Raw genomic sequence first — 25,955 nt, forward strand, 5'->3', positions numbered from 1 at the left:
GGCGTCAGGCGCTCAGGCGCGCGGTGACTTCGTTCAGTTGCCCGGACAGACCATGCAGGTTCTGGCTGGCACTTTCGGTGCGTTGCACGTTGTCGAGGTTGGTGCTGGCGATCGAAGTGATTTCGGTGAGATTGCGCGAGATGTCTTCGGCCACCGAGGTCTGCTCTTCCGCAGCAGTAGCGATCTGACGGTTCATGTCGCGGATCGCCTCCACCGCGTGAGTGATACGCTCCAGCATCGCGCCGGCCTGGGTCACCTGTTCAACGCTTTCGTCACTGCGCGTCTGGCCGCTGTCGATGGCTTGCGCCGCGTCCACCGCACCGGTCTGCACGCTCTGAATGATCTGGTTGATCTCGATGATCGACTCCGCCGTGCGCTGCGCGAGGTTGCGCACTTCATCGGCAACCACGGCGAAACCACGCCCGGCCTCACCGGCGCGCGCCGCTTCGATCGCAGCGTTGAGCGCCAGCAGGTTGGTCTGCTCGGCGATGCCGCGAATCACTTCCAGCACTTTGCCGATGCGGCCGCTGTCGGCTTCCAGACGACGGATCACCGTGGCGGTGTTGGCGATTTCACCGCGCATCTGGGTGATCGAGTGAATAGTGCTCTGCATGACCTTTTCACCCTGTTGGGCGGACTGATCGGCATCGTCGGCAGCACGCGCGGCATCAGCGGCGTGACGCGCGACTTCTTGCGCGGTGGCGGACATTTCGTTCATCGCCGTGGCCACCTGATCGGTGCGGTTGAACTGCTCGTTGGTGCCACCGGCCATGGTCGTGGCGATCGCGTTCAACTCACCGCTGGCGCTGTCCAGATCCGACGCGCTGCGTTGCAAACGGGTGAAGGTGTCGGCGAGGAAATCGCGCAGGGTGTTGGCCGCAGCGGCGAGATTGCCCAGTTCATCCTGACGGTCGCTGACCACGCGTTCGGCGAGTTTGCCGCGACTCAACTGAGTGACGTAATCGATGAGTTTGCGGATCGGTTCGACCAGGTTGCGGTTGACCAGCCACAGGCTCAACAAGCCGATCAGCAGGCCCGACGCGAGCATCACCAGCAGCCCCAGCCACACGGTGCGATCAGCATCGGCACTGATCAGCGCCGACTGCGCAGTGCCTTGCTTGCGCAACTCGGCGACCAGCTCGCTCATCTGATCGCTGGCGGCGCGGTCGACGCCTTTGACCGCCGCGTCACCCACCGTCGGATCACCACCAGCAGCCACGTAGGCATCACGTCCCTTCTGATAAGCGCTACCCAACTGGCGGTGTTCTTCACGCAAACGTTCAATGCGCGATTTCAGGCTGGGCTCTATGCCTTTCTGGCTGGCCAGTTCACCAAGGATCTTCTGCACATCGCGCTGACGATCTTCGAACTGCCCCCAATACTTGGCCAGATCCGCCGGTTGCTTGCCGCGCAGCAGGACGTTTTTCCACTCCTGCACCTGCACCTTGAATTGCAGGTTGGCTTCGTCGATCAGCTGCGAGGTGTGCAGGGGACCGGCGATCAATTGGCTGTAGCTTTGCACGCCGTTGGACAGGAAATGAAAACAGGCCAGCGCAATCAACAGCACCGCCAGCAGGCTGCCGCTCAGCAAGGCGAGAATTTGCGCTCTCAGGGATTTTTGCAGCATCGCAAGATACTCAAGACAGGGATGAGGTACGCCCGGTAAGGCGTGAAATTTTGCCGGACATCCATGTCGGCGAGCCTTGGCTCATGGCAAATGGCGCGCAACCTAACGCACCTGTGATCGGCGCGCCAGAGGGCTTCTTGAAGAAAATCCGACCGTCGGTAAGTCGCTGATTTGACGTCACCTTGCTGTCATATAAATGTCATGTGACATTGCGATGATGCGGCTCAGTGAACCTGCCATTTGCGCGACCGACGCACCCTCCTCGCAGCGAGCCTTCATGAACCACAGCCTCGATATCAGCCATCGCGATCCTGATCTGTTTGGCCTGCTCTACGGCTTTCGTTTCCTGCCCGGCGAACGTGGCCGCGAAGTCGATTCGGCGACAGCGTTGCGCTGTTTGCAGGACGACAACGACACGGGCGAATTCCTCTGGCTGCACCTCAATCTTGCGCATGCGGCGTGCGAACGCTGGATGAAAAGTCATCTGCAATTGCCTGAAGAGTTTTTCGAGGCGCTGCACGAAGGCTCGCGTTCGACGCGTATCGAACATGTCGATTCGGCGTTGCTGGCGGTGGTCAACGATGTGGTGTTCAACCTCAGCAGCATGGTCTCTTCGGACGTGTCGACGCTGTGGGTTTGTGTGCGCAGCAAACTGATCGTCAGTGCGCGCTTGCAACCGCTGCACTCGGTGGACAAATTGCGCTCATCGGTGAAGGCCGGCGAACGCTTTCGTTCGCCCTCGGAGTTGCTTGTGCATCTGCTGCGCGATCAAGGCGAAGTGCTGACGCAGATCGTGCGCAAGACCAGCATGAGCGTCGATCAGGTCGAGGACGAATTGCTTTCCTCGCGGTTGTCGACCAACCGCGCTGAACTCGGTGCCAATCGCCGCGTGCTGGTACGTTTGCAGCGGCTGCTGGCGCTGGAGCCGGGTTCGCTGCTGCGTCTGCTCAATCGGCCGCCGCCATGGTTGCAGAAGGAAGACGTCAAGGAGCTGCGCAAATCCACCGAGGAGTTTGCGCTGATCATCAACGACCTCACGGCCCTCGGCGAGCGGATCAAACTGCTCCAGGAAGAGATCGCCGCCAACCTCAACGAGCAGAGCAACCGTACGCTGTTTACTCTGACGGTGGTGACTGTGCTGGCGCTGCCGATCAACATCATTGCCGGTTTTTTCGGGATGAATGTGGGCGGGGTGCCGTTGTCGCAGGATCCGGAGGGGTTCTGGATATTGGTCGCACTGGTGGCGACGTTTACCGTGATTGCCGGGCGTTGGGCGTTTCGCAAGCGCGGAGACTACTGACGCCTGAACGCTCGTTCCCACGCTCTGCGTGGGAATGCATCAAGTGACGCTCTGCGTCACAGGGACGCGGAGCGTCCCGGGCGTCATTCCCACGCAGAGCGTGGGAACGAGCAGAAGACCGACGGTTGGGTTAATCAGCCAAACACTGACATGGCGCAGTCTCTCTGTAACATTCTGCAACGATCATGGGCGACATTCCTTCCCTCGCTCAGGATTGTCCTGCCATGGCTACTCCCTCCCTGACCGCCAGCCCCGCGTCCGCCGCCAGCGGCAGGCCAGCCCTCGACAAGAAAACCAGCCCGTTTACCTACGTGATCTTTTTCGCCGTGCTGGCGATGGGGATGCTGTTCACCGCCTACAGCCTGATGCACGACATGCACGAACTCGGCACGGTGGTCACCACCTGGACGCCGTTTCTGCTGCTCGGTGTGGCGCTGCTGATTGCCCTGGGTTTCGAGTTCGTCAACGGTTTCCACGACACCGCCAACGCCGTCGCGACGGTGATTTACACCCACTCGTTGCCGCCGAACGTGGCGGTGGTCTGGTCGGGGTTCTTCAACTTTCTCGGCGTGCTGCTTTCGAGCGGCGCGGTGGCGTTCGGCATCATCGCCTTGCTGCCGGTGGAGTTGATTCTGCAGGTCGGTTCGTCAGCCGGTTTCTCGATGATCTTTGCTCTGCTGATTGCGGCGATCCTGTGGAACCTCGGCACCTGGTGGCTGGGTTTACCGGCCTCGTCGTCCCACACTTTGATCGGTTCGATCATCGGCGTCGGCGTCGCCAATGCCTTGATGCATGGCCGCGACGGCACCAGCGGTGTCGATTGGGCGCAGGCGACCAAGATCGGTTATGCGTTGCTGCTCTCGCCGTTGGTGGGTTTCGGTTGTGCGGCACTGTTGCTGCTGGCACTGCGCGCCTTCGTGAAGAATCGTTCGCTGTACAAGGCACCTGAAGGCAACACGCCGCCACCGTGGTGGATTCGCGGTTTGCTGATTCTGACCTGCACCGGCGTGTCCTTCGCCCACGGCTCCAACGACGGCCAGAAAGGCATGGGCCTGATCATGTTGATTCTGGTCGGTACGCTGCCAATGGCCTATGCCTTGAACCGCACGATGCCAGAAGAACAATCGTTGCAGTTCGCCGCGGTGGCACAAGTCACCCAGCAAGCGCTGGTGAAAAGTGCGCCGCTGCCGACGCCGGCCGATCCGCGTGCAGTCCTTTCCGATTACGTGCGCAGCAAAGACGCCACGCCGCAACTGATCCCCGCCCTCGCCGCCCTCACCGGGCACATTGGTGAAGAAGTCAAAGGCTACGGTTCGCTGGCGAAAGTCCCGGCCGAAGCCATGGGCAACGTGCGTAACGACATGTACCTGGCCAGCGAAAGCATTCGCCTGATGGACAAGAACAAGGTCGGCAATTTCGACGCTGATACCAGCAGCAAACTGCAACTGTTCAAACAACAGATCGACAACGCCACGCGATTTATTCCGCTGTGGGTGAAGATCGCCGTGGCCATCGCGCTCGGGTTGGGCACCATGGTTGGCTGGAAGCGGATTGTGGTGACGGTCGGCGAGAAGATCGGCAAGACCCACCTGACCTATGCGCAAGGTGCCTCGGCGGAAACCGTGGCGATGTTGACCATTGGCGCGGCGGACATGTTTGGTTTGCCCGTTTCGACGACGCATGTGTTGTCATCCGGTGTAGCCGGAACCATGGTTGCCAACGGTGGCGGGTTGCAGATGAAGACCATCCGCAATCTGTTGATGGCGTGGGTGCTGACCCTACCGGCGGCGATCCTGCTGTCAGGCAGCCTCTATTGGCTGTTCACCCAGATCTTCTGACCGAAGAAAGTCCCCTGTAGGAGTGAGCCTGCTCGCGATAGCGGTGTATCAGTCAACATTGATTAAACTGACACACCGCTATCGCGAGCAGGCTCACTCCTACAGTTTTGACCGGTGTTCAGGGTTAGAGCGCCGAGCGGATCAGATCGCCCAGCCAATCCATGAACACTCGCACTCGCAAGGGCAAATGCCGTTGCCGCGCATACAACAATGAAATCCCCATCGCCGGCGCCGTGAACTGCGGCAACACGGTCACCAGTTCGCCGTTTTCCAGATGCGGCTGCATGCCGGTGCGCGGTACCTGCGTCAGACCAAAACCACCGAGGCACGCCGCCTCGTAAGCGTCAGTGCTGTTGACAGTAATGCTGCCAGCCATCGGCAAGCGTTTAACCTGACCGCCCTCCTCGTACACGAACCCTTCCGAACGCGAACCCAATACGCCGACGTAATGCACCAGTCGATGCTGCGCGAGATCTTCCAGCGACTCCGGCACGCCGTAGCGCTCGAGGTACGCGGGGCTGGCGCAGTTGACCATGGGGAAGTCCCCGAGGTGCCGCGCGACCACCGATTGATCGGGCTGCGCGCCAATCCGCACCACGCAATCGAACCCTTCGCTGAGCAAGTCGACGCGGCGATCGGTGCTGCTGATTTCCAGTTCCAGATTCGGGTGGCGATCCATGAACTGCGGCAAGCGCGGCATGATCAGGCGCCGCGCGAGAATGTTCGGCAGGTCGACACGAATGCGCCCGGTCAGCGACGCCTCGTCCTGGCGGAACAAGCCTTCGATCTCATCCATGTGCGAGAGCAGATCCTTGCTGCGTTCGTACAGCACCAGACCGTCCTGCGTCGCCTGTACTTTGCGTGTGGTGCGTTGCAGCAGGCGCGTGCCGAGTAACGCTTCCAGCGCCTGCACATGTTCCGACACGGTGGAGCGTGGCAGGCCGAGATTTTCCCCGGCGAGGGTAAAACTCGACAGTTCGCTGACCCGCACGAAGGTGCGCAGCAGTTCCAACTTGTTCATGAGGCACCTGTAGATTGTTCGGCTAATCCGATCAGTGATTCCGGCTTAGCTCTGTTTATCACCTTAGGGCGGATAAATAAACTGAGTCCCATCACCACTCACCGCAATCGAGGAAGCTTCCATGAACCGCAAAATCGCATTGATCACTGGCGCCAGTCGTGGCCTGGGCAAAAACGCAGCGCTGCACCTCGCTGCTCAAGGCATCGACATCATCGGCACCTACAACAGCCGCGCCGATGAAGCCCAGGCGCTGGTGCTTGAACTGGAAAAATTCGGCGGCAAAGCCGTGATGCTGCAACTGGATGTCAGCCGCAGCGAGAGTTTTGCCGGTTTCGGTGCGCAGGTTGAGCACGCGTTGCAGGAAACCTTCAAACGTCAGCGCTTTGATTTCCTGATCAACAATGCCGGCATTGGCGTGCACGCGCTGTTCGCCGAAACCACGCCGGAGCAGTTCGATCTGCTGATGAATATTCAATTGAAGGGACCGTTTTTCCTGACTCAGCAACTGTTGTCACTGATCAACGATGGCGGACGGATCATCAACATCTCCAGCGGCTTGACCCGCTTCAGCTTGCCGGGTTACGGCGCATACGCGGCGATGAAGGGTGCAATGGAAGTGCTGACCCGTTATCAGGCCAAGGAGCTGGGTACGCGGAAGATTGGCGTAAATATTCTTGCTCCGGGCGCCATCGAAACTGACTTCGGTGGTGGCGCAGTACGCGACAACTCGGCGCTGAATGCGATGGTCGCCAGCAACACCGCGCTGGGCCGAGCCGGTCAGCCGGATGATATTGGCGGAGCGTTGGCGCTGCTGCTGTCGCCGGGTGGACAGTGGATCAATGGCCAGCGTGTTGAGGCATCCGGCGGTATGTTCCTCTAACTAACGCTGAAATACTTTCCCTTGTGGGAGCTGCCGAAGGCTGCGATCTTTTGATCTTGCGCTTAAAAATCAAGAGCAAAAGATCGCAGCCTTCGGCAGCTCCTACACGGGGTGGTGTTAGCCTTGGCAGGCGTCGCGGGTCATGAAGCGCTCACGCACTACGTCATAGCCCCAGTGATACACGTAGGTGTACGGCAGGAAAAACAGCAACACGCCGATGTCGAGCAAAAACGCCTGCCACAGGCTGACCGACAGCCACCAGGCAATCAACGGCACGCCCATCACGATCAAACCACCCTCGAACAGCAGTGCGTGCACCACCCGTACCCATGCATTGTGCGCAACGTTCATACGCGCCAGCAGGCGATCGAAGAAGCGGTTGAACACCACGTTCCAACCCAACGCCAGCATGGCAATCAACACCGTCACCGCGCCCATTTCAAGCATCGGTTTTTGCATGATCCACGCCAGCAACGGGGTGCAGATCAGAATCGCCAGCAGTTCGAAACCGATGGCCTGAAAAATACGTTCAGTGATGGATTTATTGGCAGTCATAGCCCGAGTCCTTGAGTGAAGATGGTTGCCATGATCCATCCTAAAACCGATACTTCATAATCAATAACCATCGATCAAGGCGATAGTTGATGATCTCGCAAGAAGTGCTGTTGGCGTTTGTCCAGGCTGCCACGCAAGGTTCGTTTTCGGCAGCGGCGCGCAAGCTCGGGCGCAGTCAGTCGACCATCAGCGCGGCGGTGGCCAGCCTGGAGATTGATCTGGATCTGCAGTTGTTCGATCGCAGCAGCCGCAAACCGACGCTGACTCCCGCCGGGCATGTGATGCTGCAACGCGCCGAGGCGATTCTGGCGGCCAGCAGTCGCATGGAAATGACTGCGCGGCAGTTGTCCCAAGGCGTCGAACCGAAGCTGACGGTGGCGATTTCCGATACCTATCAGTCGGACCGTTTTGAAGCGGCGTTGGTCGGGTTTGAGCAGCGTTATCCGGATCTGGAACTGGAATGTCTGATCGCTGAATGCGATGACCTCGTCGAGTTGGTCCAGCGTGGTCGTGCGCATCTGGCATTCGCCGAAATGCAAGAGAGCTACCCGCCGGATCTGGTCACCTCGACCGTGGCCGAGCGCACCGAAATTGCCTTGTTCGTCAGTCGTGAGCATCCGCTGGCGAAGCTTGATCACATTGATCAGCATGTGCTGGAGCAGCACCGCGAGCTGCGTCTGGCGACCATCGTCAATCCCTATGACAGTCGCGGCAAAGGTCGGGTGTGGTCGGCACCGAGTTATCTGATGCTGCTGGAAATGGCCGAAAAAGGTTTTGGCTGGGCGCCGTTGCCGCGTTGGCTGGCGCAGCGCTTCGGCAATGATCTGTTGGTGGAGTTGAAAGTGCGCGGCTGGCCGAAACCGGTGTTTGTCGATGCGTTGTGGTCGCGGCTGTATCCGCCGGGGCCGGCGGGGAGCTGGTTGTTGAGCAAGATGCTGGAATAGCGGCGCTGCCAATCGCTGGCAAGCCTGAAGTCAAAAGCCCCTCACCCCAGCCCTCTCCCGGAGGGAGAGGGAGCCGACCGAGGTGTCTTGCGTCAGACATCGACCTGGAAGACCGAGTCGATTATGGATTCACAACTGAGCTTTCAGGTCGGCGTAGTTCTACAGCAATCCCCAATCAGTCCCCTCTCCCTCTGGGAGAGGGCTAGGGTGAGGGCAATTCCAGCACCATGAGCCGCCCTTGAATAAACCGCCGCTCCGGCTCTTGTCGAGTCAGCTCCAACGCCCGCAAATACGCCGTCCTCGCCTCTTCCACCCTGCCCAACTGCCGACAAAACTCCGCCCGAGCCGAATGCGCCAAGTGGTAATCCTGCAGCTCTCCTCGCGCCAAAATCCCTTCAATCAGATTCAACCCTGCCAACGCCCCGTCGCGCTTGGCCACCGCCACCGCCCGATTCAACTCAATCACCGGCGAAGGCACCGCCCGCAACAGCACGTCATACAAACCAACGATCTGCTCCCAATCCGTCTCCCCAGCCGTCGGCGCCTCGGCATGCACCGCCGCAATCGCCGCCTGCAAACAATACGGTCCAAACCGCCGCGTGGTCAGCGCACGCTCAACCAGCGCACAACCTTCAGCAATCAGCCCGGCATCCCACTGAGATCGATCCTGATCATCCAGCAGCACCAACTCACCACTCGGCGAAGTGCGCGCCGCCCGTCGCGATTCGTGCAACAGCATCATCGCCAACAGCCCCATCACCTCCGGCTCTGGCAGCAACTCCATCAACAACCGCCCCAGCCTGATCGCCTCACGGGTCAGATCCTCACGCGTCAATTCAGCCCCGCCCGACGCCGAATACCCCTCGTTGAACACCAGATAAATCACCCGCAACACACTGTCGAGGCGTTCGGGCAATTCCCTCAGGCTCGGTACTTGATAAGGGATTTTCGCATCACGGATCTTGGCTTTGGCGCGCACGATGCGCTGGGCAATTGCCGCCGGCGCGGAGAGAAAGGCGCGGGCGATTTCCTCGGTGGTCAGGTCGCAGACTTCACGCAAGGTCAGCGGCACTTGCGCATCCGCCGCCAGCGCCGGGTGGCAGCAGGTGAAGATCAGCCGCAGGCGATCGTCTTCCACGTCTTCGCCACTCCAGTCTGCCTGTTCCAGTTCTTCCAGTTGCGCCAACAGCAAGGGTTGCGAGGCCTTGAACCGTGCGCGGCGGCGTAACACATCAATCGCCTTGAAGCGCCCGGTGGACACCAGCCAAGTGCGCGGGTTGTCGGGCACGCCGTCGCGTTGCCAGCGTTCGACCGCGACGAAGAACGCCTCATGCAAGGCCTCTTCGGCGAGGTCGAAATCACCGAGCAGACGAATCAGCGTCGCCAGAATCCGCCGCGAGTCTTCGCGATAGACCTGCTCGACCCGCGCCCGAACTTCAGACATTCAACTGCCGCACCGGCCGCACTTCAACGCTGCCAACCCGCGCGGCCGGAATGTTGCCGGCGACCTGAAGCGCTTCGTTGAGATCTTTGGCGTCGATCAGGTAGAAGCCGGCCAGTTGCTCCTTGGTTTCGGCAAACGGGCCATCGGTAATCGACAGTTTGCCGTTGCGCATACGCACCGTGGTGGCGGTCTGCACCGACTCCAGCGCTTCGGCGGCAACCATCCGCCCGCTGCCCTGAATCGACTCGGCGTAGGCCCAGCACTCGGCGTCTTCCGGGCTGTCGGGCGACGAATGCAGCAGGCGCTCATCGCTGTAGACCAAGCATAGATACTTCATGGCGTTCTCCTGAATCGGACGGTTCAACTATGGCTGAAGATCAGGGAGTCACATCGAACAGGGTCGCGCCGCTCATCGGATCGAACGGCGCCGACCAGTGTTCGTGTGCGATTTTCCACGCCCCGCCGACCTGCCGATAGCAGGCGGTGACGCGCATCCAGCAGCTCTGGGTTTCGCCCTTGTCGTTGGTGCCGCCGCAGTTCGCTACCCAGTGGGCGAAGGCGATGTTGTCGGCGCTTTCGATGGCGATTTCGTGGAATTCGAAAATGTGCGGGCCTGGACACATTTCCATGCACTCGACCCAGTGCGCGCGGTAGGCGGGCTTGCCCTTGAATTGCAGGGCCTTGATCGCGTCGAAGGAGACGATGTCATCGGCATACAACGCCATGACTTTCTCCACGTCCTTGGTCATGACGGCTTCGCGGTAGGTGTTGATCAGGGTCTGGATTTCAGATTGTGCGCTCATGCTGTTCTCCGTGGTTTTTGTTGTGAAGACACCCTTAGTCGTTCGGCGATTGGGCAGATCGACAGAGCAAACAAAAAAATTCTACAGAAGACAAAATCGCTAGAATCCGCGACTTACCTTGTAGGAAAAAGGAAATTCCCGTGTCAGCCCAACTCGTGCCGTACGACAGCCTGAACGCCTTGCAGCGTCAGCAAGTCGAGGCGATTGAAATCCATGCCGAGCAGATCAAGTTCTCCGGCGATATCCACGGTGCCTTGCACACCCTGCTGTCGAAACCCGGCCCCGGCGTGAAAGGTTTCGCGCTGTTGGCGGATGACGTGCCGGTGGCGTTTCTGCTGCTCAAGCGCCCGCCGGTGTTGCCCGCCTGGGCCAATGAGCACAGCGCCACCTTGCATGCGTTGCAGGTCGATCGCCGCGCGCAGGGCAAGGGTTTCGGCAAGGCCTGTCTGCAAGCGCTGCCCGAGGTTGCGCGTCAGGCTTGGCCGGAGATCAAGGGGCTGGAATTGTCAGTAGATGCGGATAACGACGCGGCCATCGCCCTGTACGCCAAACACGGCTACGTCGACAGCGGTGAAGCGTACAAGGGCCGGATCGGTTACGAACGGCGCATGGGCCTGGTTTTCTAAGTCATCGAGGGATGCACGATGATCGATTCAATCGAAGCGCTGGAAGCGATTTACGGACTGCCCCACGAGCGGGCGGTGCGCAAGCAGATCGGTTTTCTCAACGAGGATTATCAGGCGATGGTGCGGGTTTCGCCGCTGGTCATCGTCAGCTCGGTGGGCGCCGATGGCCTCGATAATTCGCCGCGCGGGGACAAGCCCGGGTTTGTGCGGATCATCGATGAGCGCACCCTGGCCCTGCCGGATCGCCCGGGCAACAACCGCATCGATACCCTGCGCAATGTGCTGCAGGATTCGCGGGTGTCGCTGCTGTTCATCATTCCGGGGATTGGTGAAACGTTGCGGGTTAATGGCACGGCGACGATCAGCGCGGAGCCGCAGTTGCTGGAAAGCTTTGCGGTGAATGGCAAACCGGCGAAAACGGTGTTGCTGGTGACGGTGGAAGCGGCGTTCTTTCATTGCTCGAAAGCCTTCGTCCGCTCGGATGCGTGGAATCCTGAAACGCATCTGCCGCGCTCGGCCCTGCCCTCTGCCGGTGCCTTCCACAAACGTCTGAACGATGGCGAGTTCGACGCCGAAACCTACGACCGCGAAGCCCCGAAAAGAGTAAGTGACACCCTCTACTGATACTCCCGTAAATGATCGTTCCCACGCTCTGCGTGGGAATGCAGCCGGGGACGCTCTGCGTCCCAAAGTCGTGACGCAGAGCGTCACAGGAGGCATTCCCACGCGGAGCGTGGGAACGATCAGTATCAGTGTTGGGTTAGAGGGTCAGGATCATCTCGTGCCACGCCATGCCGCCGTGATCCGACTCCGACGGCTTGATGTAGGCAAAGCCAAACCCGGCATACAACGGAATATGCTTCTCCTTGCACATCAGGTGAATCGTCGCTTTATCCATCCCGCGCATGCGCTCGATGAACTCGCCCATCAAGCGCTTGGCCAATCCCTGCCCCTGATAATCCGGGTGCACCACCACCGACATGATCACCACGTTCGGGCCTTTCGGGTCATGGCCGATCAGTTCCTTGAACGCCTCGTCCGACATCTGCACGTCAAACGCCGCGCCGGAGTTGACGAAACCCGCCACCACGCCATCTACCTCGGCAACGATAAAGCCCTCTGGCCAAGTGGCAATGCGCGTAGCGATCTTCTCGAGGGTGGCCGCTTCGTCACCTTCGTAAGCGACGGTTTCGATGGCGTAGCAGCGGTCCAGGTCGGCGGCGGTGACGTTGCGGATAACGGTGTTCATGGCGGCTCGGAAATCAGCAGAAGAAAGTGCCGAAAGCATAAAGGAATAAGGCCTGCATATCGATCCGCACGGACGGCGTAAAGCTTGCGTATAAGCGCTTTTCTTCGGGTTCGGGGCGGGCTATTTCTCAGGTGTGTCTCTAGTCACCCTTGGGGGGAAACAACTTATGAGCAGCGTGCAGATCGGTCTGTTGATGGTGTTGGGCATCAGTACCTTCGGCTTTATCACGCTGGCAGTCGACCTGCTGCGTACGCGGCGTAAACAGCGTTGAAAGCCTGAGGCGGATCATTGATCCGCCTCACTGCTGCGGGCTCAGGCCTTGGTATCGACCGGCACGCAGATTTCCAGCTTGCCGGTGTGCAGCTTCGGATTGAAATCGGCGCTGTAGCGCTCCAGCTCCGGGGCGTTGAGCTCCACGTAATGAGAGGTCGGCAACCAGGTCTTGTAGATGTATTGCAGGGTTTGCGGCAACTGATCGAGCGGTCCCTTGTGCTCGAACACCGCGTATTGCCGGGGCAGCACTTCCACCCACTGGTAGACCTTCTGGTCGAGGTCATCGAGCTTGCTGATTTCCACCCCGGCGATGTAATCGAAGCCGCCCTTGCCATCGAAGTTGCTGCAGACACCGTAGGTCACTTCGTTCTTTTGCCCTTGGATCTTTCCCAGGTGCGGCAAGAACTTTTCCCACAACGCCGGAATGTCTTTGGCTGTGTCTTGGGTAAATCGACCGCGAAAGCCTGCAATCAGCAGGAAGTGTCCATGTTCGAAGCGAGGTTCAGCCACTTCGACGCGTGTTTGCTCATCCATGACTCGACTCCTGGAACAAAAAAGGGGTTCGGCTGGGAGTATAGAAAGCCAAACCCAATTCGCACGCTTACAGCGAATGCAACTGCTCGACGGCGCCCGAACCGACAAACTCGTTATAGCCGGATACGATCACGTAGACCGCGAAATAGCAGAAGATTGCTGCAGATGCCAGGTAGGAATAGCGCAACAGCTTGTCGCCCAGCAGTTTGCCGCCGTGGCTCGCCGCGAAGCACAAACCCGCCGACCACAGCAGTCCGGCGCAAAGGAAACCGCCAAGGAACAGCGCCGAACTCAAAGGGCCGCCGCCACCGGAACGGGCAATCAAGGTGCCGCCGACCGCTGCAAACCAGAGAATCGCGCTTGGCGATGACATGGCGAGAAAAATCCCCCGGAAGAACTCCTTGCGATGGGAGTTCTGCCCCACTTCCGCTGTCTCGGCTAGCAGCGCTTCGTGATGGATCGCCGAGTAGATCATCTTTGCCGCAAAGTAGATCAGCAGCACCGAACCACCGATCCACAGCACCCAGCGCACGGTTTCGTATTGCAGCAAAACCGTCATTCCGGCCAGCGCCAGCACCGCGTAAATCAGGTCGCCGACACAGGTGCCGAGGCCCAGAGCAAAGCCCTGAAAGTAACCGCGCTGCATCGCCAGGGTGATCATGGCGATGTTGGCCACGCCGATATCCAGGCACAGCGAAAGGCTCAGCAAGAAGCCGCTGGTGAATTCCATCTACCGATTTCCTTGGGCAAAAATGTTTGAAAAACGCGCTGGACAGTATGCCATCACAGCCCTTATCTTCCGCCACAGGTCACCGCAGTGACCAGCGTCGCTCGGACGGTTCCGGGCGCTTACGTTATCCGAGGCAACAATGGCTGAACAAGGTTCGCCGCGCCGCTTTGCGCGCATAGATCGACTCCCCCCTTACGTTTTCAACATCACCGCCGAGCTGAAGATGGCCGCGCGGCGTCGTGGTGAAGACATCATCGACTTGAGCATGGGCAACCCCGACGGCGCCACGCCGCCGCACATTGTCGAAAAACTCGTCCAGGTTGCCCAACGCGAAGACACCCACGGTTACTCGACGTCCAAGGGCATTCCGCGCCTGCGCCGGGCGATTTCCAACTGGTACAAGCAACGCTACGAAGTCGACATCGACCCGGAAAGCGAAGCCATTGTCACCATCGGTTCCAAGGAAGGCCTGGCGCATCTGATGCTGGCGACCCTGGATCAGGGCGACACTGTTTTGGTGCCCAACCCGAGCTATCCGATTCACATCTACGGTGCGGTGATTGCCGGCGCCCAAGTGCGTTCGGTGCCGCTGGTGCCGGGTGTGGATTTCTTCGATGAGCTGGAACGGGCCATTCGTGGCTCGATTCCGAAGCCAAAAATGATGATCCTCGGCTTCCCGTCGAACCCGACTGCACAGTGTGTGGAGCTGGATTTCTTCGAACGGGTGATCGCCCTCGCCAAGCAGTATGACGTGCTGGTGATTCACGATCTGGCTTACGCCGACATCGTCTACGACGGCTGGAAAGCCCCGTCGATCATGCAGGTGCCGGGTGCCAAGGACATCGCGGTGGAGTTTTTCACCCTGTCCAAGAGCTACAACATGGCCGGCTGGCGCATCGGCTTCATGGTCGGTAACCCGGAACTGGTCAACGCCTTGGCGCGGATCAAGAGCTACCACGACTACGGCACCTTCACCCCGCTGCAAGTCGCCGCAATTGCCGCGCTGGAAGGTGATCAGCAGTGCGTGCGCGACATTGCCGAGCAGTATCGCCAGCGCCGCAACGTGCTGGTCAAAGGTCTGCATGAACTGGGCTGGATGGTCGAGAATCCGAAGGCGTCGATGTATGTCTGGGCGAAGATTCCCGAGGCGTATGCGCATCTGGGTTCGCTGGAATTCGCCAAAAAACTGCTGGCCGAGGCCAAGGTGTGCGTCTCGCCGGGGGTGGGGTTTGGCGAGTATGGCGATGACCATGTGCGCTTTGCGCTGATCGAAAACCAGGACCGGATTCGTCAGGCGGTACGCGGGATTCGCGGGATGTTCCGGGCGGATGGCCTGGCCCCGAAAACCACTGCCTGACGCACTGATCGTTCCCACGCTCCGCGTGGGAATGCAGCCCGGGACGCTCCGCGTCCCAAAGCGGACGCAGAGCGTCCATTGAGGCATTCCCACGCAGAGCGTGGGAACGATCACCCACAAAAAAACCGCATCGCTGCGGTTTTTTTGTGTCTGCAAGAAGCGCTTACACGAACAGCGACAACAGCAGGATAAAGCCCAACGCGACGATGGAGAGGATGGTTTCCATCGCCGTCCAGGTCTTGAACGTCTCGGCCACGGTCATGTTGAAGTATTGCTTCACCAGCCAGAAACCGGCGTCGTTCACGTGGGACAGGATCAACGAACCGGCACCGGTAGCCAGCACCAGCAGCTCACGGTTCACACCCGGAATCATCCCCACCACCGGCACCACAATGCCCGCGCCTGTAATGGTTGCCACAGTCGCCGAACCGGTCGCGATACGAATCACCGCCGCCACCAGCCACGCCAGCAGGATCGGCGAAATCTGTGCGCTGACCGCCATGTGGCCGATCACATCGCCCACACCGCTGGTGACCAGCATCTGCTTGAAGCCACCACCAGCACCGATGATCAGGATGATCGCGGCGGTTGGCGCCAGGCTCGCGTCGAGCCACTTGAGCATCTGCTGGGAACCGATGCCCTGCTTGTGCCCGAAGGTGTACAGCGACAGCAGCAACGCCAGCAGCAGCGCCGAGATCGGGTGGCCGATCATGTCCATCCAGATACGGAAGAAGTGACCGTCCGGCAGCGCCACGTCAGCGAAGGTTTTCAGCAGCATCAGGAACACCGGCAGCAGCACGGTGATCAGGGTGATGCTGAAGCTCGGCAGCGTGGTCGAGTCGTCGTTTTCACGGGCCAGTTGATCGACCAGTTCCTGATTCGGGTGACCCGGAATGTGCTTGGCGATGAACGTACCGAAAATCGGGCCGGCGATGATCGCGGTCGGCAGCGCAACGATCAGACCATAAAGAATGGTCTTGCCGATGTCAGCGCCGAACACACCGATGGCCAGCAGCGGACCCGGGTGCGGTGGCACCAGACCGTGCACCGCGGACAGACCGGCGAGCAGCGGGATACCGATCTTGATGATCGACACGCCAGTGCGGCGCGCAACGATGAACACAAGCGGAATCAGCAATACGAAGCCGATTTCGAAGAACAGCGGAATGCCCACCAGGAACGCGGCGAACATCATCGCCCACTGGACTTTGTCTTTACCGAACGCCCGGATCAGGGTCTGGGCGATCTGATCCGCCCCGCCCGATTCGGCCATCATTTTGCCGAGCATGGTGCCCAGCGCAAGGATGATGCCGACGAAACCGAGCACGCCACCGAAGCCGTCCTGGAACGCCTTGATGATGGTGCCGATCGGCATGCCCGACGTCAGGCCGAGGAACGCGGCGGCGATGGTCAGGGAAATGAACGGGTGAATCTTGAATTTGGTGATCAGGATAATCAGGCCGATTACCGTGACCACTGCATCGAGCAGCAGGAACGTCTCATGGGACATGCCAAACATTGGGGGTGTCTCCTGGATTGTTGTTGTTATTAAAGCGGGTTAAACAGAAGTCGGGAGGACAGCGCTATCTCTTTCAACACACTCATACCGCCTGCTTCAGACCGTGGGCCTGCCACCAGACATGAGCCTGGGACGCCAGTTCTTCAACGCTGTGGATCGAAGCATTCAGGGCCAAGGTCAACGGCTCGCCCTTGGGCGATTCGAGGGTGGCGAACTGGCTTTCGATCAGCGTGGCCGGCATGAAGTGGCCCGGACGGTGGGACACACGTTCAGCGGCGACTTCAGGGGTCAACTCAAGAAACACGAAGCCCAGGCCCGGCAAGGCACTGCGCAACACTTCGCGATAACTGTGTTTAAGGGCCGAACAGGTCAGCACCGGACGTTTGCCCGACGCATCAACGCGACGCAGTTCATCGCACAGGCTGTCGAGCCAGCCGGCACGGTCGTCGTCGTTCAGGGGGATCCCCGCGCTCATCTTTTCGATGTTCGCGGCCGGATGGAAAGTATCGCCTTCAATGGCAGTGGCGCCGCTCAATTGGCACAAGGCCTCGCTGACGCACGTCTTGCCGCAACCGGCAACGCCCATGATGACCAGGGCGGTGATGGGATGACTCATATAACACCTCAGCGCGCAGACAGCGCTACCTTTGCTAGCTATGACTCTAGTGCACAGGCAGAAGTTGCCGACGCCTTCTTGTCGTTTTTTTGGGTTGCAGCAGGTTTGTTCCCAACACCAAAAAGCGAAGATCAGGCAGGACCTCGCTTACGCATTTACAGCTGCATCAGGACAGCGCTACCTTAGTGCCTTGATTTTTGTTTGGCAAGCCGTCGATGACCACCCCTAAAAACGATAAAAATACCCGCACCACCGGCCGTCCTACCCTGAATGAAGTTGCCCGCCTGGCCGGTGTCAGCCCGATTACCGCTTCTCGCGCCTTGCGTGGGGTCAGCACGGTCGCCACCGAACTGGTGGAAAAAGTGCAGAAAGCCGCCCTCGAGCTCAACTACGTAGTAAACCCGGCCGCCCGCGCGTTGGCCTCGGCGCAGAGCCATTCGGTGGTGGTTCTGGTGCCTTCGTTATCCAACTTGCTGTTCATCGATACGCTGGAAGCCATTCATCGGGTATTGACACCCAAAGGCTTCGAAGTGCTGATCGGCAACTTCCACTACTCGCGCGATGAAGAAGAAAACCTGCTGCGCAACTACATGGCCTATCAGCCGCGTGGATTTTTGCTGACCGGGTTTGATCGCACGGAAAGTTCGCGGCGGATGATCGAGGCGAGCAACATTCCCTGCGTGTACATGATGGAACTGGACAGCGCCGCCGGGGTGAATTGCGTCGGCTTCTCGCAGCTCAGTGCCGGTGAAACGGCGGCCGAGCATTTGCTCTCACGTGGACGCAAGCGTCTGGCTTACATTGGCGCACAGCTCGATCAGCGCACCTTGTTGCGTGGTGAAGGTTTTCGCAAAGCGCTGCAGAAGGCCGGGCGTTATGACCCGGATCTGGAAGTGCTGACGCCGCGCTCTTCATCGGTGGGCTTGGGCGGGGAACTGTTTATGCAATTGCTCGCGGCGCATCCGGATGTTGATGCGATCTTCTTTGGTAACGACGATTTGGCGCAGGGAGCGTTGCTGGAAGCACTGCGCCACGGCATCAAGATTCCCGAGCAGGTGGCGATTCTCGGTTTTAACGACTTGCCGATGTCCGAGCACATGGTGCCGCGCCTGAGCAGCATCAACACCCCGCGTGAAGCAATTGGCCGGCGGGCGGCGGAGCAGATGTTGACGTTGATGGCCGGTAACAGCGTGGCGCGCCCGGTGGAAGACATGGGCTTCGAACTGAAGATTCGTGAAAGCACATAACCCCTGAAATCCCTGTGGGAGCTGGCTTCACTGATCGTTCCCACGCTCTGCGTGGGAATGCCTCAACGGACGCTCCGCGTTCGGCTTTTGATGGGACGCAGAGCGTCCCGGGCTGCATTCCCACGCAGAGCGTGGGAACGATCAACCGCCCAACAATTCGACGAGGGCATGCGCGCCCTTCTGCAATGGCTGGCTCTTGAGCCACACCGCGTGCACCGGCATCACCAAACCATTTTCGATGTTGCGGAAATTCAGCCGTTTCAGCCGTCCGCTGTCCAGCCGCGACTGCACCACCGACAGCGGAAAATTGCCCCAACCCAATCCCGCCTCGACCATTTCCATTGCCGTCTCAAGACTGTCGGTGCGCCAATACGACTCTGCCACCAACGGCCGCGTCTCACTGATCGGCAAGTCGCGGCTGGCGACGATGATCTGCCGCACATGCACCAGATCCTCGAGAAACACATCCTGCCCCTGTAACTGCGGACTGTCCGCCGCCAGCGTGGCGATCATCCGTTCGCTGCCGACGAACTGAAAACGCTCCAGCACATTCATGCTCAGCCCGGCGAACGCCAGGCACACGCTGACCCGGCCACTGTGCAGCATCGCCAGCACGTCATCTTGCGGCGCGGTGAGCACTTCGATATCGAGCAGCGGATGACGCTCGGCGATCACCTTGATCGCCGCCAGCAAACGCCGCCGGTCGATGTCCGCGACCACGCCGATCGACAACTTGCTCTCCAGTCCCAACGACAGTTCCACCGCATGCACTTGCAACTGCTTGAGCTGCTCGGCAATAAGCCGCGCATGGGGTACCAGCGACAACGCCATCGCCGTGGGCTGCGGTTCGCGATGGCTGCGGTCGAAGAGCAGATAACCCAGCTCCGCTTCAAGATTGCCAATACTCATGCTGACGGCGGAAGGCACCCGACCTAACGCTCGAGCCGCCGCCGAAAACGAGCCGCGCTCGATCACGGCAAGAAACAGCTCGATGCTGTCGCTGTTGAAATTCACCCTGAACACCTATCAATAGAACTGAAAGTAGCTGACTTTTTCTGTCAGCCCCATTGAAGCTATCTTTCGCCGTCTTCGCCAGTCCCACTGGCCAACAAACGGCAAGAAAGAGGCAAACCCCCATGCAAGGCGTCAAACGCAAACTGGTCTATGTATCGCTCTACGAAGTGATCGGCATGACCTTCTCCGCCCTCGGTCTGGCGCTGTTGTCCGGCACCTCCCCGGGCAGCACCGGGCCGCTGGCAGTGATCATCACCACCATCGCCGTGACCTGGAACTTCATTTACACCTCGTTGTTCGAGCACTGGGAAAGCCGCCAGATTTCACGTACTCGCACAGTAAAACGACGCATCGCCCACGCCGTCGGCTTTCAACTGACGCTGATCGTGTTCCTGATTCCGTTGATCGCGTGGTGGATGAACATCAGTCTGGTACAAGCCTTCCTCCTGGATCTGGCGCTGATCATTTTCATCCCCTGCTACACGTTTGCCTTCAACTGGCTGTTTGACCGGATCTTCGGGTTGCCTGCCTCGGCGCTACCGGATTCGACCGCTGCGGCATAAATCGTTAATTGGTAAGCAGATATTGCGAGAAATCAGCGGTTTAGCCGGTTAAACCGCCGATATTCACAATCCGTTAACTCCGATAGCAGGCTAAGCTTTTCCATCAATAAAAAATGGATCAGCCCATGACTGCTCACGCCCCCGCCGCCGCGCAAAGCGACGGCATCGACCCGATACGCGCCGCTCAGGTGTCCGCCCGCATTGATCGTCTTCCGGCGGTCGCGACGATCTGGCGGCTGGTGGCGCTGCTGTCGATCGGTGGATTTTTCGAACTCTACGATCTGTTCCAGACCGCCTACATCAGCCCCGGTCTGATCCGCGACGGCATCTTCGCCACCGGCAATCAGGGCGTGTTCGGCTTCTCCGATCAAGCGGCGTTTGCTTCGGCGACATTCCTCGGCCTGTTCCTCGGCGCCAGCCTGCTCAGCCCTTTGGCAGACCGATTCGGCCGCCGCGCGATCTTCACCTTCGCGCTGGTCTGGTACACGGTGGCAACGGTGTTGATGGGTATTCAGAGCTCGGCGCTGGGCATCATCTGCATGCGCTTTCTGGTCGGCATCGGCTTGGGTATCGAACTGGTGACCATCGACGCCTACCTCTCGGAACTGGTGCCCAAACGCATGCGCAGTTCGGCGTTCGCCTTTGCGTTTTTCGTGCAGTTCCTGTCGGTGCCGGCGGTGGCGTTGATGTCGTGGTGGCTGGTGCCACAAGCTCCATTCGGCGTGTCCGGCTGGCGTTGGGTGGTGTTGGCCAGTGCGGTGTTTGCGCTGTTTATCTGGTGGCTGCGCAAGCGTCTGCCGGAATCGCCGCGCTGGCTCGCGCAGCATGGCCGCTTTGATGAAGCCAACCGGATTCTCGATGGCATCGAAGCACGATGCGAGAAAGATCACGGCAAGCCGCTGGACGTTCCCGAAGCCGTACCGGTCGACGTCGAAGGCAAGGGTCGCTTCGCCGATATCTGGCAGCCACCGTATCGTCGTCGCGCATTGATGCTGATCGTTTTCCACATCTTCCAGGCCATCGGGTTCTTCGGTTTCGGCAACTGGTTGCCGGCGTTACTCTCCGGCCAGGGCGTCAGCGTCACCCACAGTTTGATGTATGCGTTCATCATCACCCTCGCCTACCCGCTCGGGCCGTTGCTGTTCGTAAAGTTCGCCAACCGTTTCGAGAACAAATGGCAGATCGTCGGCTCGGCCCTCGGCGCGATGACCTTCGGCACGTTGTTCGCCCTGCAAACCAGTGCGTTCGGGCTGATCTTCTGCGGAGTGATGATCACTTTCTGCAACGCCTGGCTGAGCTTCAGTTATCACTCGTACCAGAGCGAACTGTTCCCGACCAACATCCGCGCCCGGGCGGTGGGTTTCTGCTATTCGTTCAGTCGTTTGTCGACGGTATTCAGCAGCCTGTTGATCGGTCTGTTTCTCGACAACTTCGGCACACCGGGCGTACTGGCGTTTATCGTCAGCAGCATGCTGATCGTGATGATGACCATCGGCTGGTTCGGCCCACGCACGCGCAATCTGGCGCTGGAAAACATCGCTCATCGCTGAGGGTGGCAACGGTCATCCTCTGCCGCTTATCGGCAAGGGATGACCGCTGCGAACACCTGACTAATGATCAACTTGTTGAAATAAAAGAATTTATTCAGAAGGCACGGTAATTGCTCTGGTACGCGAGTCAGCAATTACCTACAGGTCCACTCATCATGTTGATCAGTGCCAAACAACAGCAAATCATTCACCTGCCCAAAGCGCTGAATGACGATGCGACATCCACCGCCGCCGCCGGTCTGCAAGGTGGCCTGCACGGCGCCATGCTGCAGACCCTGCAAAACCAGACCCAGGCGCAAACCGCCGAAGCCACCGCCAAGGTGCAGGACTCGGCCACGCAGATCGCCACCCAGCAAGTCAGCGAAGCCACACGCATCAGCGATAACGTCGACGAAGCGTTCGCCAAGACCCGCGTGAATCTGCAATCGACCGACGCCACCAGCGCCTCGGCAAAAACTGCCACCGACGAGTTCAAGGACTACATGAGCAAGACGCCGGAACAGCGTCTGCGCGACAGTATCCTGCAGTCCATGGGGCTGACCGAAGACGACATCAAAGCCATGCCGCCGGAGAAACAACTGGCCATCGGCAAAGAGATCGCCGAACGCTTGCAGGACAAGATGAAGTTGGCGCAGGCAGAAAAAGACAACGATGTGAAGGACAGCGACAAGCAGGCGGACAAGTTTCTCGCAGCGCTGTGATCTCCAGGTCGCCTGAAATCAAATGTGGGAGCGAGCTTGCTCGCGAAGGCGGTGTATCAGTGAAATTTCCACCTACTGACACATCGCTTTCGCGAGCAAGCTCGCTCCCACATTGATTGTATCCAGCTGAAGAAATCAGTTCAGTTGCAGGGTTTCATTGAACTGGCTGATCGCATCCACCACATGCCGCGATCCCTGCTGAATCTCCAGAATCACCTCCCCCGCTTCATTCGCCAGCTCCACGCCAAGCCCGGTACGACTTAGGCTCGATTGCATACTCGACACCGCACTCAGCGACAGGTCATGGTTCTTGCGCACCACATCGACAATTTCCAGGGTCGCCTGACTGGTCCGCGCCGCGAGGCTACGCACCTCATCCGCCACTACCGCAAATCCGCGCCCGTGTTCACCGGCCCGCGCTGCTTCAATCGCCGCGTTAAGCGCCAACAAATTGGTCTGGTCGGCAATCCCGCGAATGGTCTGAACGATGGTGCCGATGATGTCCGATTGCTTGCTCACCGCATCGATGCTCACGGCAGCTTCGTTGAGGTCGCGGGAGATGTCCTGAATGATCTGCACGGTTTGCTGCACGACTTGTGAGCCTTTTTGCGCGCAGGCATCGTTTTGTACCGAGGTGCTGTGGGCCGATTCGGCAGCGTTCTGCAAAGTGGTCATCTGATGGGTGATGTCGCTCGCGAACTTGACCACTTTGTACAGGCGGCCCTTGGCGTCGAACAACGGGTTATACGAGGCTTCCAGATAGACCATGTGCCCGGACTTGTTCTTGCGCTCGAAACGATGTGAGTGATATTCGCCGCGGTTGAGCGAAGCCCAGAATGCCTTGTACTGCGAGGATTCCGCTTCACTGCGATGACAGAACATGCTGTGGTGATGGCCGATGATTTCGTTGAGCGAGTACTGCATGGTCTTGAGGAAGTTGTCGTTGGCGGTGATGACATTGCCTTCCGGAGTGAACTCGATCACCGCCATGGAGCGACCAATCGCCGCCAGCATGCTTTCTTCTTCGTGTTCCTTGTTGATCCGCGCGGTGATGTCCGCCGCCACTTTGATCACACTTCTGACTTGCTTGTCCGGGCCATACACCGGCATGTAACTGGCTTCGAGCCAGACTTCCCTGCCGGCCTTGTTCAAACGCAGAAAAGTCCCGCTGATCGGTTCACCACGGGCCAGGTCACGCCATAGCTTTGCGTATTCCTCACTGCGGTAGAACACCTCTTCACAAAACACCCGATGATGTTTGCCACGCACTTCATCGGCGCTGTAGCCCATGGTCTTGCAGAAGTTTTCATTGGCATCGATAACGATGCCGTCAGGGCTGAACTCGATCATGGCCATCGAACGGCTGATCGCTTCCAGCTTGGCGTTGGCCTCGGTCAAGGCGCAGCTGAAGCGCTCGATTTCCTGCAGGTCAGCCTTGTGATGTAGGTTGAACATGGTTGTATCACCTTCCGCGCGTTCTTTTGATTTGATGAAAGTTCAGGTCTTTCAGAATCCACCACTACGTTCCACAGAACAGGCACACGCATTCCTCCACGGGAGGAAGTTGTCAGGTGATAAATGATGATCAATCGGAGCGTCCATGCAGCGACGCTCTAATCAAGACATCCTTCTCTTGATAGCCCGCACGCGGGCCAGCCCTAACGCGTTGAAGAACTTCCATGTAAGCGACGCTCCTTGTTGGTTCAGTGTCGGTGCCTCGGGTTGCGCACTCTGGCAGCATGAGTTCACGGACCAACGATGTGTTTGAGCCATGTTTTGACATGACGGTCGACATAGTTAGTTACGAGAAGCATAGCCAGCGGCAAGCCTTGCGCAAGGCCACTAGTCGGCCAGTATCTGGCACTTTTTGCACAAGAAACGGTTCAGCGCGAAGAGAATTGTTGGCGGGGCAGACGCTTTCGCGAGCAAGCTCGCTCCCACAGGAGAAACGCATTCCAATGTGGGAGCGAGCCTGCTCGCGAAGGCGCCATAAGAAGCACTACATAAACAACAGAAACGACTTACAGACTTCCGCTCACCTTGGTCGCCACCTCAACAGGCACCCAAGGCTTCCAGACCTGCGGCTGATCACGCAAAAACGCTTCCGCCACCAACCTCGGCTGCAAACGTTTTTCACTCATCCCCGCCAAAGTCTGGTTCAACAGATCAATCGGCAAATCGACTTTCTCGAAGAACGCCACCAACTCCGGATACTGCGCCTTGAACGGCGCCGACACGCCAATCGCCAGGCTTGCCGGCATCGAACGAGTGCCCTTGGGGTTGGGATTGTTGGCATCGGCCAGGGTCTTCCAGGCTTCGGCATCGAACGGTGGTTCTTCCAGTTTCACCAGTTTGAACCGGCCGAGCAGCGGCGTCGGTGACCAGTAGTAGAACAGCACCGGTTTGCCCCGCTTGATCGACGACGCCACCTCGGCATCCAGTGCCGCGCCGGAACCGGTGCGGAAATTCACGAAGCTGTCGTTCAGCGCATAGGCCTTGAGCTTCTGACTGTTGACGATCTCCGAAGTCCAACCGGTCGGGCTGTTGAGGAAACGCCCGCGAGTCGGATCTTCCGGGTCGCGGAACACGTCTTTGTAGCGCGGCAGATCGGCCACCGATTTCAACTCGGGTGCCAACGCTTTGATGCCGCGTTCAGGGTCGCCCTTGATCACATACTCCGGCACCCACCAGCCTTCGGTGGCACCTTTGACGGTATCGCCCAAACCGAACACCTTACCTTCGGCGGCCGCTTTGACCCACGCCGGACTGCGCCCGGCCCATTCCTCGCCAATCACCTGAATGTCATTTTTCGCCAGCGCGGCCTCAAGGCTGACCGTGCTGCCGGGCAAGGTGTCGGTCGGGTAACCGTAGCCTTTCTCAACGATCAGGCGCAGCACTTCGGTGATGAAACTGCCGCTTTCCCAAGTGATGTCACCGAAGTGAATCGGCGCGGTTTTCTCCGCCGCCGAGACAGCGCCGACGCTAAGGCTGAGGGCCAGCAGCGACGTGCCGAGCAGGTTTTTGATCGATCTCATGCAGACCTCTTGTCTTCCAGAAATTGGTTGGCGCTATGGCGATCGCATAGCGCTTGGGAACGGCTCATGTACTCGCTGACCGAACGCTGGGAGATGCCCAGCTCGGCAGCGATTTGCGGGTAGGTCAGGCCGTCGATGCGGGCGAGCAGAAACGCTGTGCGAACCTTGCCGGGCAAGCGTTGCAAGCTGTGATCGAGGCGGTTGAGGGTTTGCGATAGCTGGACGATTTCTTCAGCCGATGCGGCGTAATCGACATCGATCTGCTGGCGATATCCGCGCTCCAGATCTGCGCGTCGCCAGCGCTGATAAAGCAGGCGTTGGGCGACGGTCGTCAGCAACGCGCGGGGTTCGCGAATGGCCCGCAGCGTCGGTGCTTCAAGTAACTGCACGAAGGTCTCGGAAGCAATATCTTCAATACTGGCGGCGTCATGCAGATGACGGCGCAGATAGGCACAGAGCCAGCGATAGTGAGCGCGGAACAGGTCGTCCACGGTGTGACGATGGGAAATGGCGGCGCCGGACATAGGGG

The 25,955-nt window shown here is 59.2% G+C and carries 26 protein-coding genes and 1 pseudogene; 11 read left to right on the forward strand and 16 right to left on the reverse strand.

The features are described from left to right. Positions 1-4: 4 nt before the first annotated feature. The gene (locus CCX46_RS23225) at positions 5-1,627 is read right to left on the reverse strand and encodes a methyl-accepting chemotaxis protein (protein WP_127929459.1); all 1,623 of its coding nucleotides are present in this window, start codon (positions 1,625-1,627) and stop codon (positions 5-7) included. Positions 1,628-1,904: 277 nt separating this feature from the next. Between CCX46_RS23225 and CCX46_RS23230 the strand changes: the two genes are divergently transcribed. Both CCX46_RS23230 and CCX46_RS23235 read left to right on the forward strand, forming a co-directional pair. Then, on the forward strand, positions 1,905-2,927 hold the full coding sequence (locus tag CCX46_RS23230) for a transporter (RefSeq protein ID WP_099756971.1): 1,023 nt from the start codon (positions 1,905-1,907) through the stop codon (positions 2,925-2,927). 224 nt (positions 2,928-3,151) lie between these two features. Beyond that, entirely contained in the window at positions 3,152-4,765 is a 1,614-nt protein-coding gene (locus tag CCX46_RS23235) for an inorganic phosphate transporter (protein WP_127929460.1), read from the forward strand. Positions 4,766-4,889: 124 nt separating this feature from the next. On the opposite strand, the gene CCX46_RS23245 is transcribed toward CCX46_RS23235, so the two are convergent. Next, on the reverse strand, positions 4,890-5,786 hold the full coding sequence (locus tag CCX46_RS23245) for a LysR family transcriptional regulator (protein ID WP_127929461.1): 897 nt from the start codon (positions 5,784-5,786) through the stop codon (positions 4,890-4,892). A 121-nt stretch (positions 5,787-5,907) separates the two neighbouring features. On the opposite strand from CCX46_RS23245, the gene CCX46_RS23250 reads away from it, so the two are divergent. Then, positions 5,908-6,666, forward strand: a complete 759-nt coding sequence (locus tag CCX46_RS23250) for an SDR family NAD(P)-dependent oxidoreductase (protein ID WP_127929462.1) — start codon at positions 5,908-5,910, stop codon at positions 6,664-6,666. Positions 6,667-6,783: 117 nt separating this feature from the next. On the opposite strand, the gene CCX46_RS23255 is transcribed toward CCX46_RS23250, so the two are convergent. Continuing rightward, a complete protein-coding gene (locus tag CCX46_RS23255) occupies positions 6,784-7,221 on the reverse strand; it encodes a multidrug/biocide efflux PACE transporter (RefSeq protein ID WP_127929463.1) in 438 nt (145 codons plus the stop codon). An 89-nt stretch (positions 7,222-7,310) separates the two neighbouring features. Here CCX46_RS23255 and CCX46_RS23260 point away from each other — a divergent pair, with 89 nt between their 5' ends. Next, positions 7,311-8,165, forward strand: coding sequence for a LysR family transcriptional regulator (locus tag CCX46_RS23260; protein WP_127929464.1), 855 nt, complete (start codon positions 7,311-7,313; stop codon positions 8,163-8,165). 202 nt (positions 8,166-8,367) lie between these two features. Here the strand turns inward: CCX46_RS23260 and CCX46_RS23265 are convergent, their stop codons facing one another. Genes CCX46_RS23265 through CCX46_RS23275 form a run of 3 tightly spaced genes read right to left on the reverse strand, consistent with a single transcriptional unit; the run spans position 8,368 to position 10,412 of the window. Then, on the reverse strand, positions 8,368-9,609 hold the full coding sequence (locus CCX46_RS23265; RefSeq protein ID WP_127929465.1) for an RNA polymerase sigma factor: 1,242 nt from the start codon (positions 9,607-9,609) through the stop codon (positions 8,368-8,370). After that, a complete protein-coding gene (locus tag CCX46_RS23270) occupies positions 9,602-9,946 on the reverse strand; it encodes a YciI family protein (protein WP_077574226.1) in 345 nt (114 codons plus the stop codon). Before CCX46_RS23270 ends, CCX46_RS23265 begins: the two co-directional genes overlap by 8 nt. Positions 9,947-9,986: 40 nt before the next feature. Beyond that, on the reverse strand, positions 9,987-10,412 hold the full coding sequence (locus CCX46_RS23275; protein WP_127929466.1) for a YybH family protein: 426 nt from the start codon (positions 10,410-10,412) through the stop codon (positions 9,987-9,989). Between the two features lie 140 nt (positions 10,413-10,552). Between CCX46_RS23275 and CCX46_RS23280 the strand changes: the two genes are divergently transcribed. Further along, a complete protein-coding gene (locus CCX46_RS23280; RefSeq protein ID WP_127929467.1) occupies positions 10,553-11,038 on the forward strand; it encodes a GNAT family N-acetyltransferase in 486 nt (161 codons plus the stop codon). An 18-nt stretch (positions 11,039-11,056) separates the two neighbouring features. After that, the gene (locus CCX46_RS23285) at positions 11,057-11,662 is read left to right on the forward strand and encodes a pyridoxamine 5'-phosphate oxidase family protein (protein WP_038362583.1); all 606 of its coding nucleotides are present in this window, start codon (positions 11,057-11,059) and stop codon (positions 11,660-11,662) included. 136 nt (positions 11,663-11,798) lie between these two features. Here the strand turns inward: CCX46_RS23285 and CCX46_RS23290 are convergent, their stop codons facing one another. From CCX46_RS23290 to CCX46_RS23300, 3 genes are all read right to left on the reverse strand, one after another. After that, positions 11,799-12,287, reverse strand: a complete 489-nt coding sequence (locus CCX46_RS23290; protein ID WP_127929468.1) for a GNAT family N-acetyltransferase — start codon at positions 12,285-12,287, stop codon at positions 11,799-11,801. A gap of 312 nt (positions 12,288-12,599) precedes the next feature. Further along, the gene (locus tag CCX46_RS23295; protein ID WP_127929469.1) at positions 12,600-13,094 is read right to left on the reverse strand and encodes a GyrI-like domain-containing protein; all 495 of its coding nucleotides are present in this window, start codon (positions 13,092-13,094) and stop codon (positions 12,600-12,602) included. A gap of 67 nt (positions 13,095-13,161) precedes the next feature. Further along, positions 13,162-13,824: a LysE family translocator gene (locus CCX46_RS23300; RefSeq protein ID WP_064389184.1), complete on the reverse strand. Its 663-nt coding sequence runs from the start codon at positions 13,822-13,824 to the stop codon at positions 13,162-13,164. 139 nt (positions 13,825-13,963) lie between these two features. Between CCX46_RS23300 and alaC the strand changes: the two genes are divergently transcribed. Next, positions 13,964-15,181: an alanine transaminase gene (alaC, locus tag CCX46_RS23305; protein WP_127929470.1), complete on the forward strand. Its 1,218-nt coding sequence runs from the start codon at positions 13,964-13,966 to the stop codon at positions 15,179-15,181. Positions 15,182-15,344: 163 nt separating this feature from the next. On the opposite strand, the gene CCX46_RS23310 is transcribed toward alaC, so the two are convergent. After that, entirely contained in the window at positions 15,345-16,700 is a 1,356-nt protein-coding gene (locus tag CCX46_RS23310) for a GntP family permease (RefSeq protein WP_127929471.1), read from the reverse strand. Positions 16,701-16,782: 82 nt separating this feature from the next. After that, a complete protein-coding gene (locus CCX46_RS23315) occupies positions 16,783-17,316 on the reverse strand; it encodes a gluconokinase (RefSeq protein WP_007917804.1) in 534 nt (177 codons plus the stop codon). A 215-nt stretch (positions 17,317-17,531) separates the two neighbouring features. On the opposite strand from CCX46_RS23315, the gene CCX46_RS23320 reads away from it, so the two are divergent. Beyond that, positions 17,532-18,563, forward strand: a complete 1,032-nt coding sequence (locus tag CCX46_RS23320) for a LacI family DNA-binding transcriptional regulator (protein ID WP_127929472.1) — start codon at positions 17,532-17,534, stop codon at positions 18,561-18,563. 141 nt (positions 18,564-18,704) lie between these two features. On the opposite strand, the gene CCX46_RS23325 is transcribed toward CCX46_RS23320, so the two are convergent. Further along, positions 18,705-19,577, reverse strand: a complete 873-nt coding sequence (locus CCX46_RS23325) for a LysR family transcriptional regulator (protein WP_127929473.1) — start codon at positions 19,575-19,577, stop codon at positions 18,705-18,707. Between the two features lie 122 nt (positions 19,578-19,699). Between CCX46_RS23325 and CCX46_RS23330 the strand changes: the two genes are divergently transcribed. The 3 genes from CCX46_RS23330 to CCX46_RS23340 all read left to right on the forward strand — a co-directional run bounded on the left by CCX46_RS23330 (position 19,700) and on the right by CCX46_RS23340 (position 22,391). Further along, positions 19,700-20,140, forward strand: a complete 441-nt coding sequence (locus CCX46_RS23330; protein ID WP_127929474.1) for a PACE efflux transporter — start codon at positions 19,700-19,702, stop codon at positions 20,138-20,140. Positions 20,141-20,265: 125 nt separating this feature from the next. After that, entirely contained in the window at positions 20,266-21,690 is a 1,425-nt protein-coding gene (locus CCX46_RS23335; protein WP_127929475.1) for an MFS transporter, read from the forward strand. Between the two features lie 155 nt (positions 21,691-21,845). Then, positions 21,846-22,391, forward strand: coding sequence for a hypothetical protein (locus CCX46_RS23340; protein ID WP_127929476.1), 546 nt, complete (start codon positions 21,846-21,848; stop codon positions 22,389-22,391). A 135-nt stretch (positions 22,392-22,526) separates the two neighbouring features. Here CCX46_RS23340 and CCX46_RS31225 read toward each other — a convergent pair whose 3' ends face one another. The 4 genes and pseudogenes from CCX46_RS31225 to CCX46_RS23355 form a co-directional block, all read right to left on the reverse strand. Beyond that, positions 22,527-23,066 (reverse strand): methyl-accepting chemotaxis protein, encoded by a 540-nt coding sequence (locus CCX46_RS31225; RefSeq protein ID WP_223259141.1) that lies wholly within the window; start codon positions 23,064-23,066, stop codon positions 22,527-22,529. Positions 23,067-23,069: 3 nt separating this feature from the next. Then, a pseudogene (locus CCX46_RS31230) lies at positions 23,070-23,846 on the reverse strand (PAS domain-containing protein); the annotation flags it as partial. A 566-nt stretch (positions 23,847-24,412) separates the two neighbouring features. Next, the gene (locus CCX46_RS23350) at positions 24,413-25,426 is read right to left on the reverse strand and encodes an ABC transporter substrate-binding protein (protein ID WP_127929478.1); all 1,014 of its coding nucleotides are present in this window, start codon (positions 25,424-25,426) and stop codon (positions 24,413-24,415) included. Beyond that, positions 25,423-25,950: a sigma-70 family RNA polymerase sigma factor gene (locus CCX46_RS23355; protein ID WP_127929479.1), complete on the reverse strand. Its 528-nt coding sequence runs from the start codon at positions 25,948-25,950 to the stop codon at positions 25,423-25,425. The genes CCX46_RS23350 and CCX46_RS23355 overlap by 4 nt, the downstream gene beginning before the upstream one ends. Positions 25,951-25,955: the final 5 nt, after the last annotated feature.

This window comes from Pseudomonas sp. RU47 (genome assembly GCF_004011755.1).
GTDB lineage: Bacteria > Pseudomonadota > Gammaproteobacteria > Pseudomonadales > Pseudomonadaceae > Aquipseudomonas.

Bases quoted from the DNA above. Each gene is read 5' to 3' on its own strand.
- CCX46_RS23225 (WP_127929459.1), bottom strand. From the start codon at position 1,627: ATGCTGCAAAAATCCCTGAGAGCGCAAATTCTCGCCTTGCTGAGCGGC.
- CCX46_RS23230 (WP_099756971.1), top strand. From the start codon at position 1,905: ATGAACCACAGCCTCGATATCAGCCATCGCGATCCTGATCTGTTTGGC.
- CCX46_RS23235 (WP_127929460.1), top strand. From the start codon at position 3,152: ATGGCTACTCCCTCCCTGACCGCCAGCCCCGCGTCCGCCGCCAGCGGC.
- CCX46_RS23245 (WP_127929461.1), bottom strand. From the start codon at position 5,786: ATGAACAAGTTGGAACTGCTGCGCACCTTCGTGCGGGTCAGCGAACTG.
- CCX46_RS23250 (WP_127929462.1), top strand. From the start codon at position 5,908: ATGAACCGCAAAATCGCATTGATCACTGGCGCCAGTCGTGGCCTGGGC.
- CCX46_RS23255 (WP_127929463.1), bottom strand. From the start codon at position 7,221: ATGACTGCCAATAAATCCATCACTGAACGTATTTTTCAGGCCATCGGT.
- CCX46_RS23260 (WP_127929464.1), top strand. From the start codon at position 7,311: ATGATCTCGCAAGAAGTGCTGTTGGCGTTTGTCCAGGCTGCCACGCAA.
- CCX46_RS23265 (WP_127929465.1), bottom strand. From the start codon at position 9,609: ATGTCTGAAGTTCGGGCGCGGGTCGAGCAGGTCTATCGCGAAGACTCG.
- CCX46_RS23270 (WP_077574226.1), bottom strand. From the start codon at position 9,946: ATGAAGTATCTATGCTTGGTCTACAGCGATGAGCGCCTGCTGCATTCG.
- CCX46_RS23275 (WP_127929466.1), bottom strand. From the start codon at position 10,412: ATGAGCGCACAATCTGAAATCCAGACCCTGATCAACACCTACCGCGAA.
- CCX46_RS23285 (WP_038362583.1), top strand. From the start codon at position 11,057: ATGATCGATTCAATCGAAGCGCTGGAAGCGATTTACGGACTGCCCCAC.
- CCX46_RS23290 (WP_127929468.1), bottom strand. From the start codon at position 12,287: ATGAACACCGTTATCCGCAACGTCACCGCCGCCGACCTGGACCGCTGC.
- CCX46_RS23295 (WP_127929469.1), bottom strand. From the start codon at position 13,094: ATGGATGAGCAAACACGCGTCGAAGTGGCTGAACCTCGCTTCGAACAT.
- CCX46_RS23300 (WP_064389184.1), bottom strand. From the start codon at position 13,824: ATGGAATTCACCAGCGGCTTCTTGCTGAGCCTTTCGCTGTGCCTGGAT.
- alaC (WP_127929470.1), top strand. From the start codon at position 13,964: ATGGCTGAACAAGGTTCGCCGCGCCGCTTTGCGCGCATAGATCGACTC.
- CCX46_RS23310 (WP_127929471.1), bottom strand. From the start codon at position 16,700: ATGTTTGGCATGTCCCATGAGACGTTCCTGCTGCTCGATGCAGTGGTC.
- CCX46_RS23315 (WP_007917804.1), bottom strand. From the start codon at position 17,316: ATGAGTCATCCCATCACCGCCCTGGTCATCATGGGCGTTGCCGGTTGC.
- CCX46_RS23320 (WP_127929472.1), top strand. From the start codon at position 17,532: ATGACCACCCCTAAAAACGATAAAAATACCCGCACCACCGGCCGTCCT.
- CCX46_RS23330 (WP_127929474.1), top strand. From the start codon at position 19,700: ATGCAAGGCGTCAAACGCAAACTGGTCTATGTATCGCTCTACGAAGTG.
- CCX46_RS23335 (WP_127929475.1), top strand. From the start codon at position 20,266: ATGACTGCTCACGCCCCCGCCGCCGCGCAAAGCGACGGCATCGACCCG.
- CCX46_RS23340 (WP_127929476.1), top strand. From the start codon at position 21,846: ATGTTGATCAGTGCCAAACAACAGCAAATCATTCACCTGCCCAAAGCG.
- CCX46_RS31225 (WP_223259141.1), bottom strand. From the start codon at position 23,066: ATGACCACTTTGCAGAACGCTGCCGAATCGGCCCACAGCACCTCGGTA.
- CCX46_RS23350 (WP_127929478.1), bottom strand. From the start codon at position 25,426: ATGAGATCGATCAAAAACCTGCTCGGCACGTCGCTGCTGGCCCTCAGC.
- CCX46_RS23355 (WP_127929479.1), bottom strand. From the start codon at position 25,950: ATGTCCGGCGCCGCCATTTCCCATCGTCACACCGTGGACGACCTGTTC.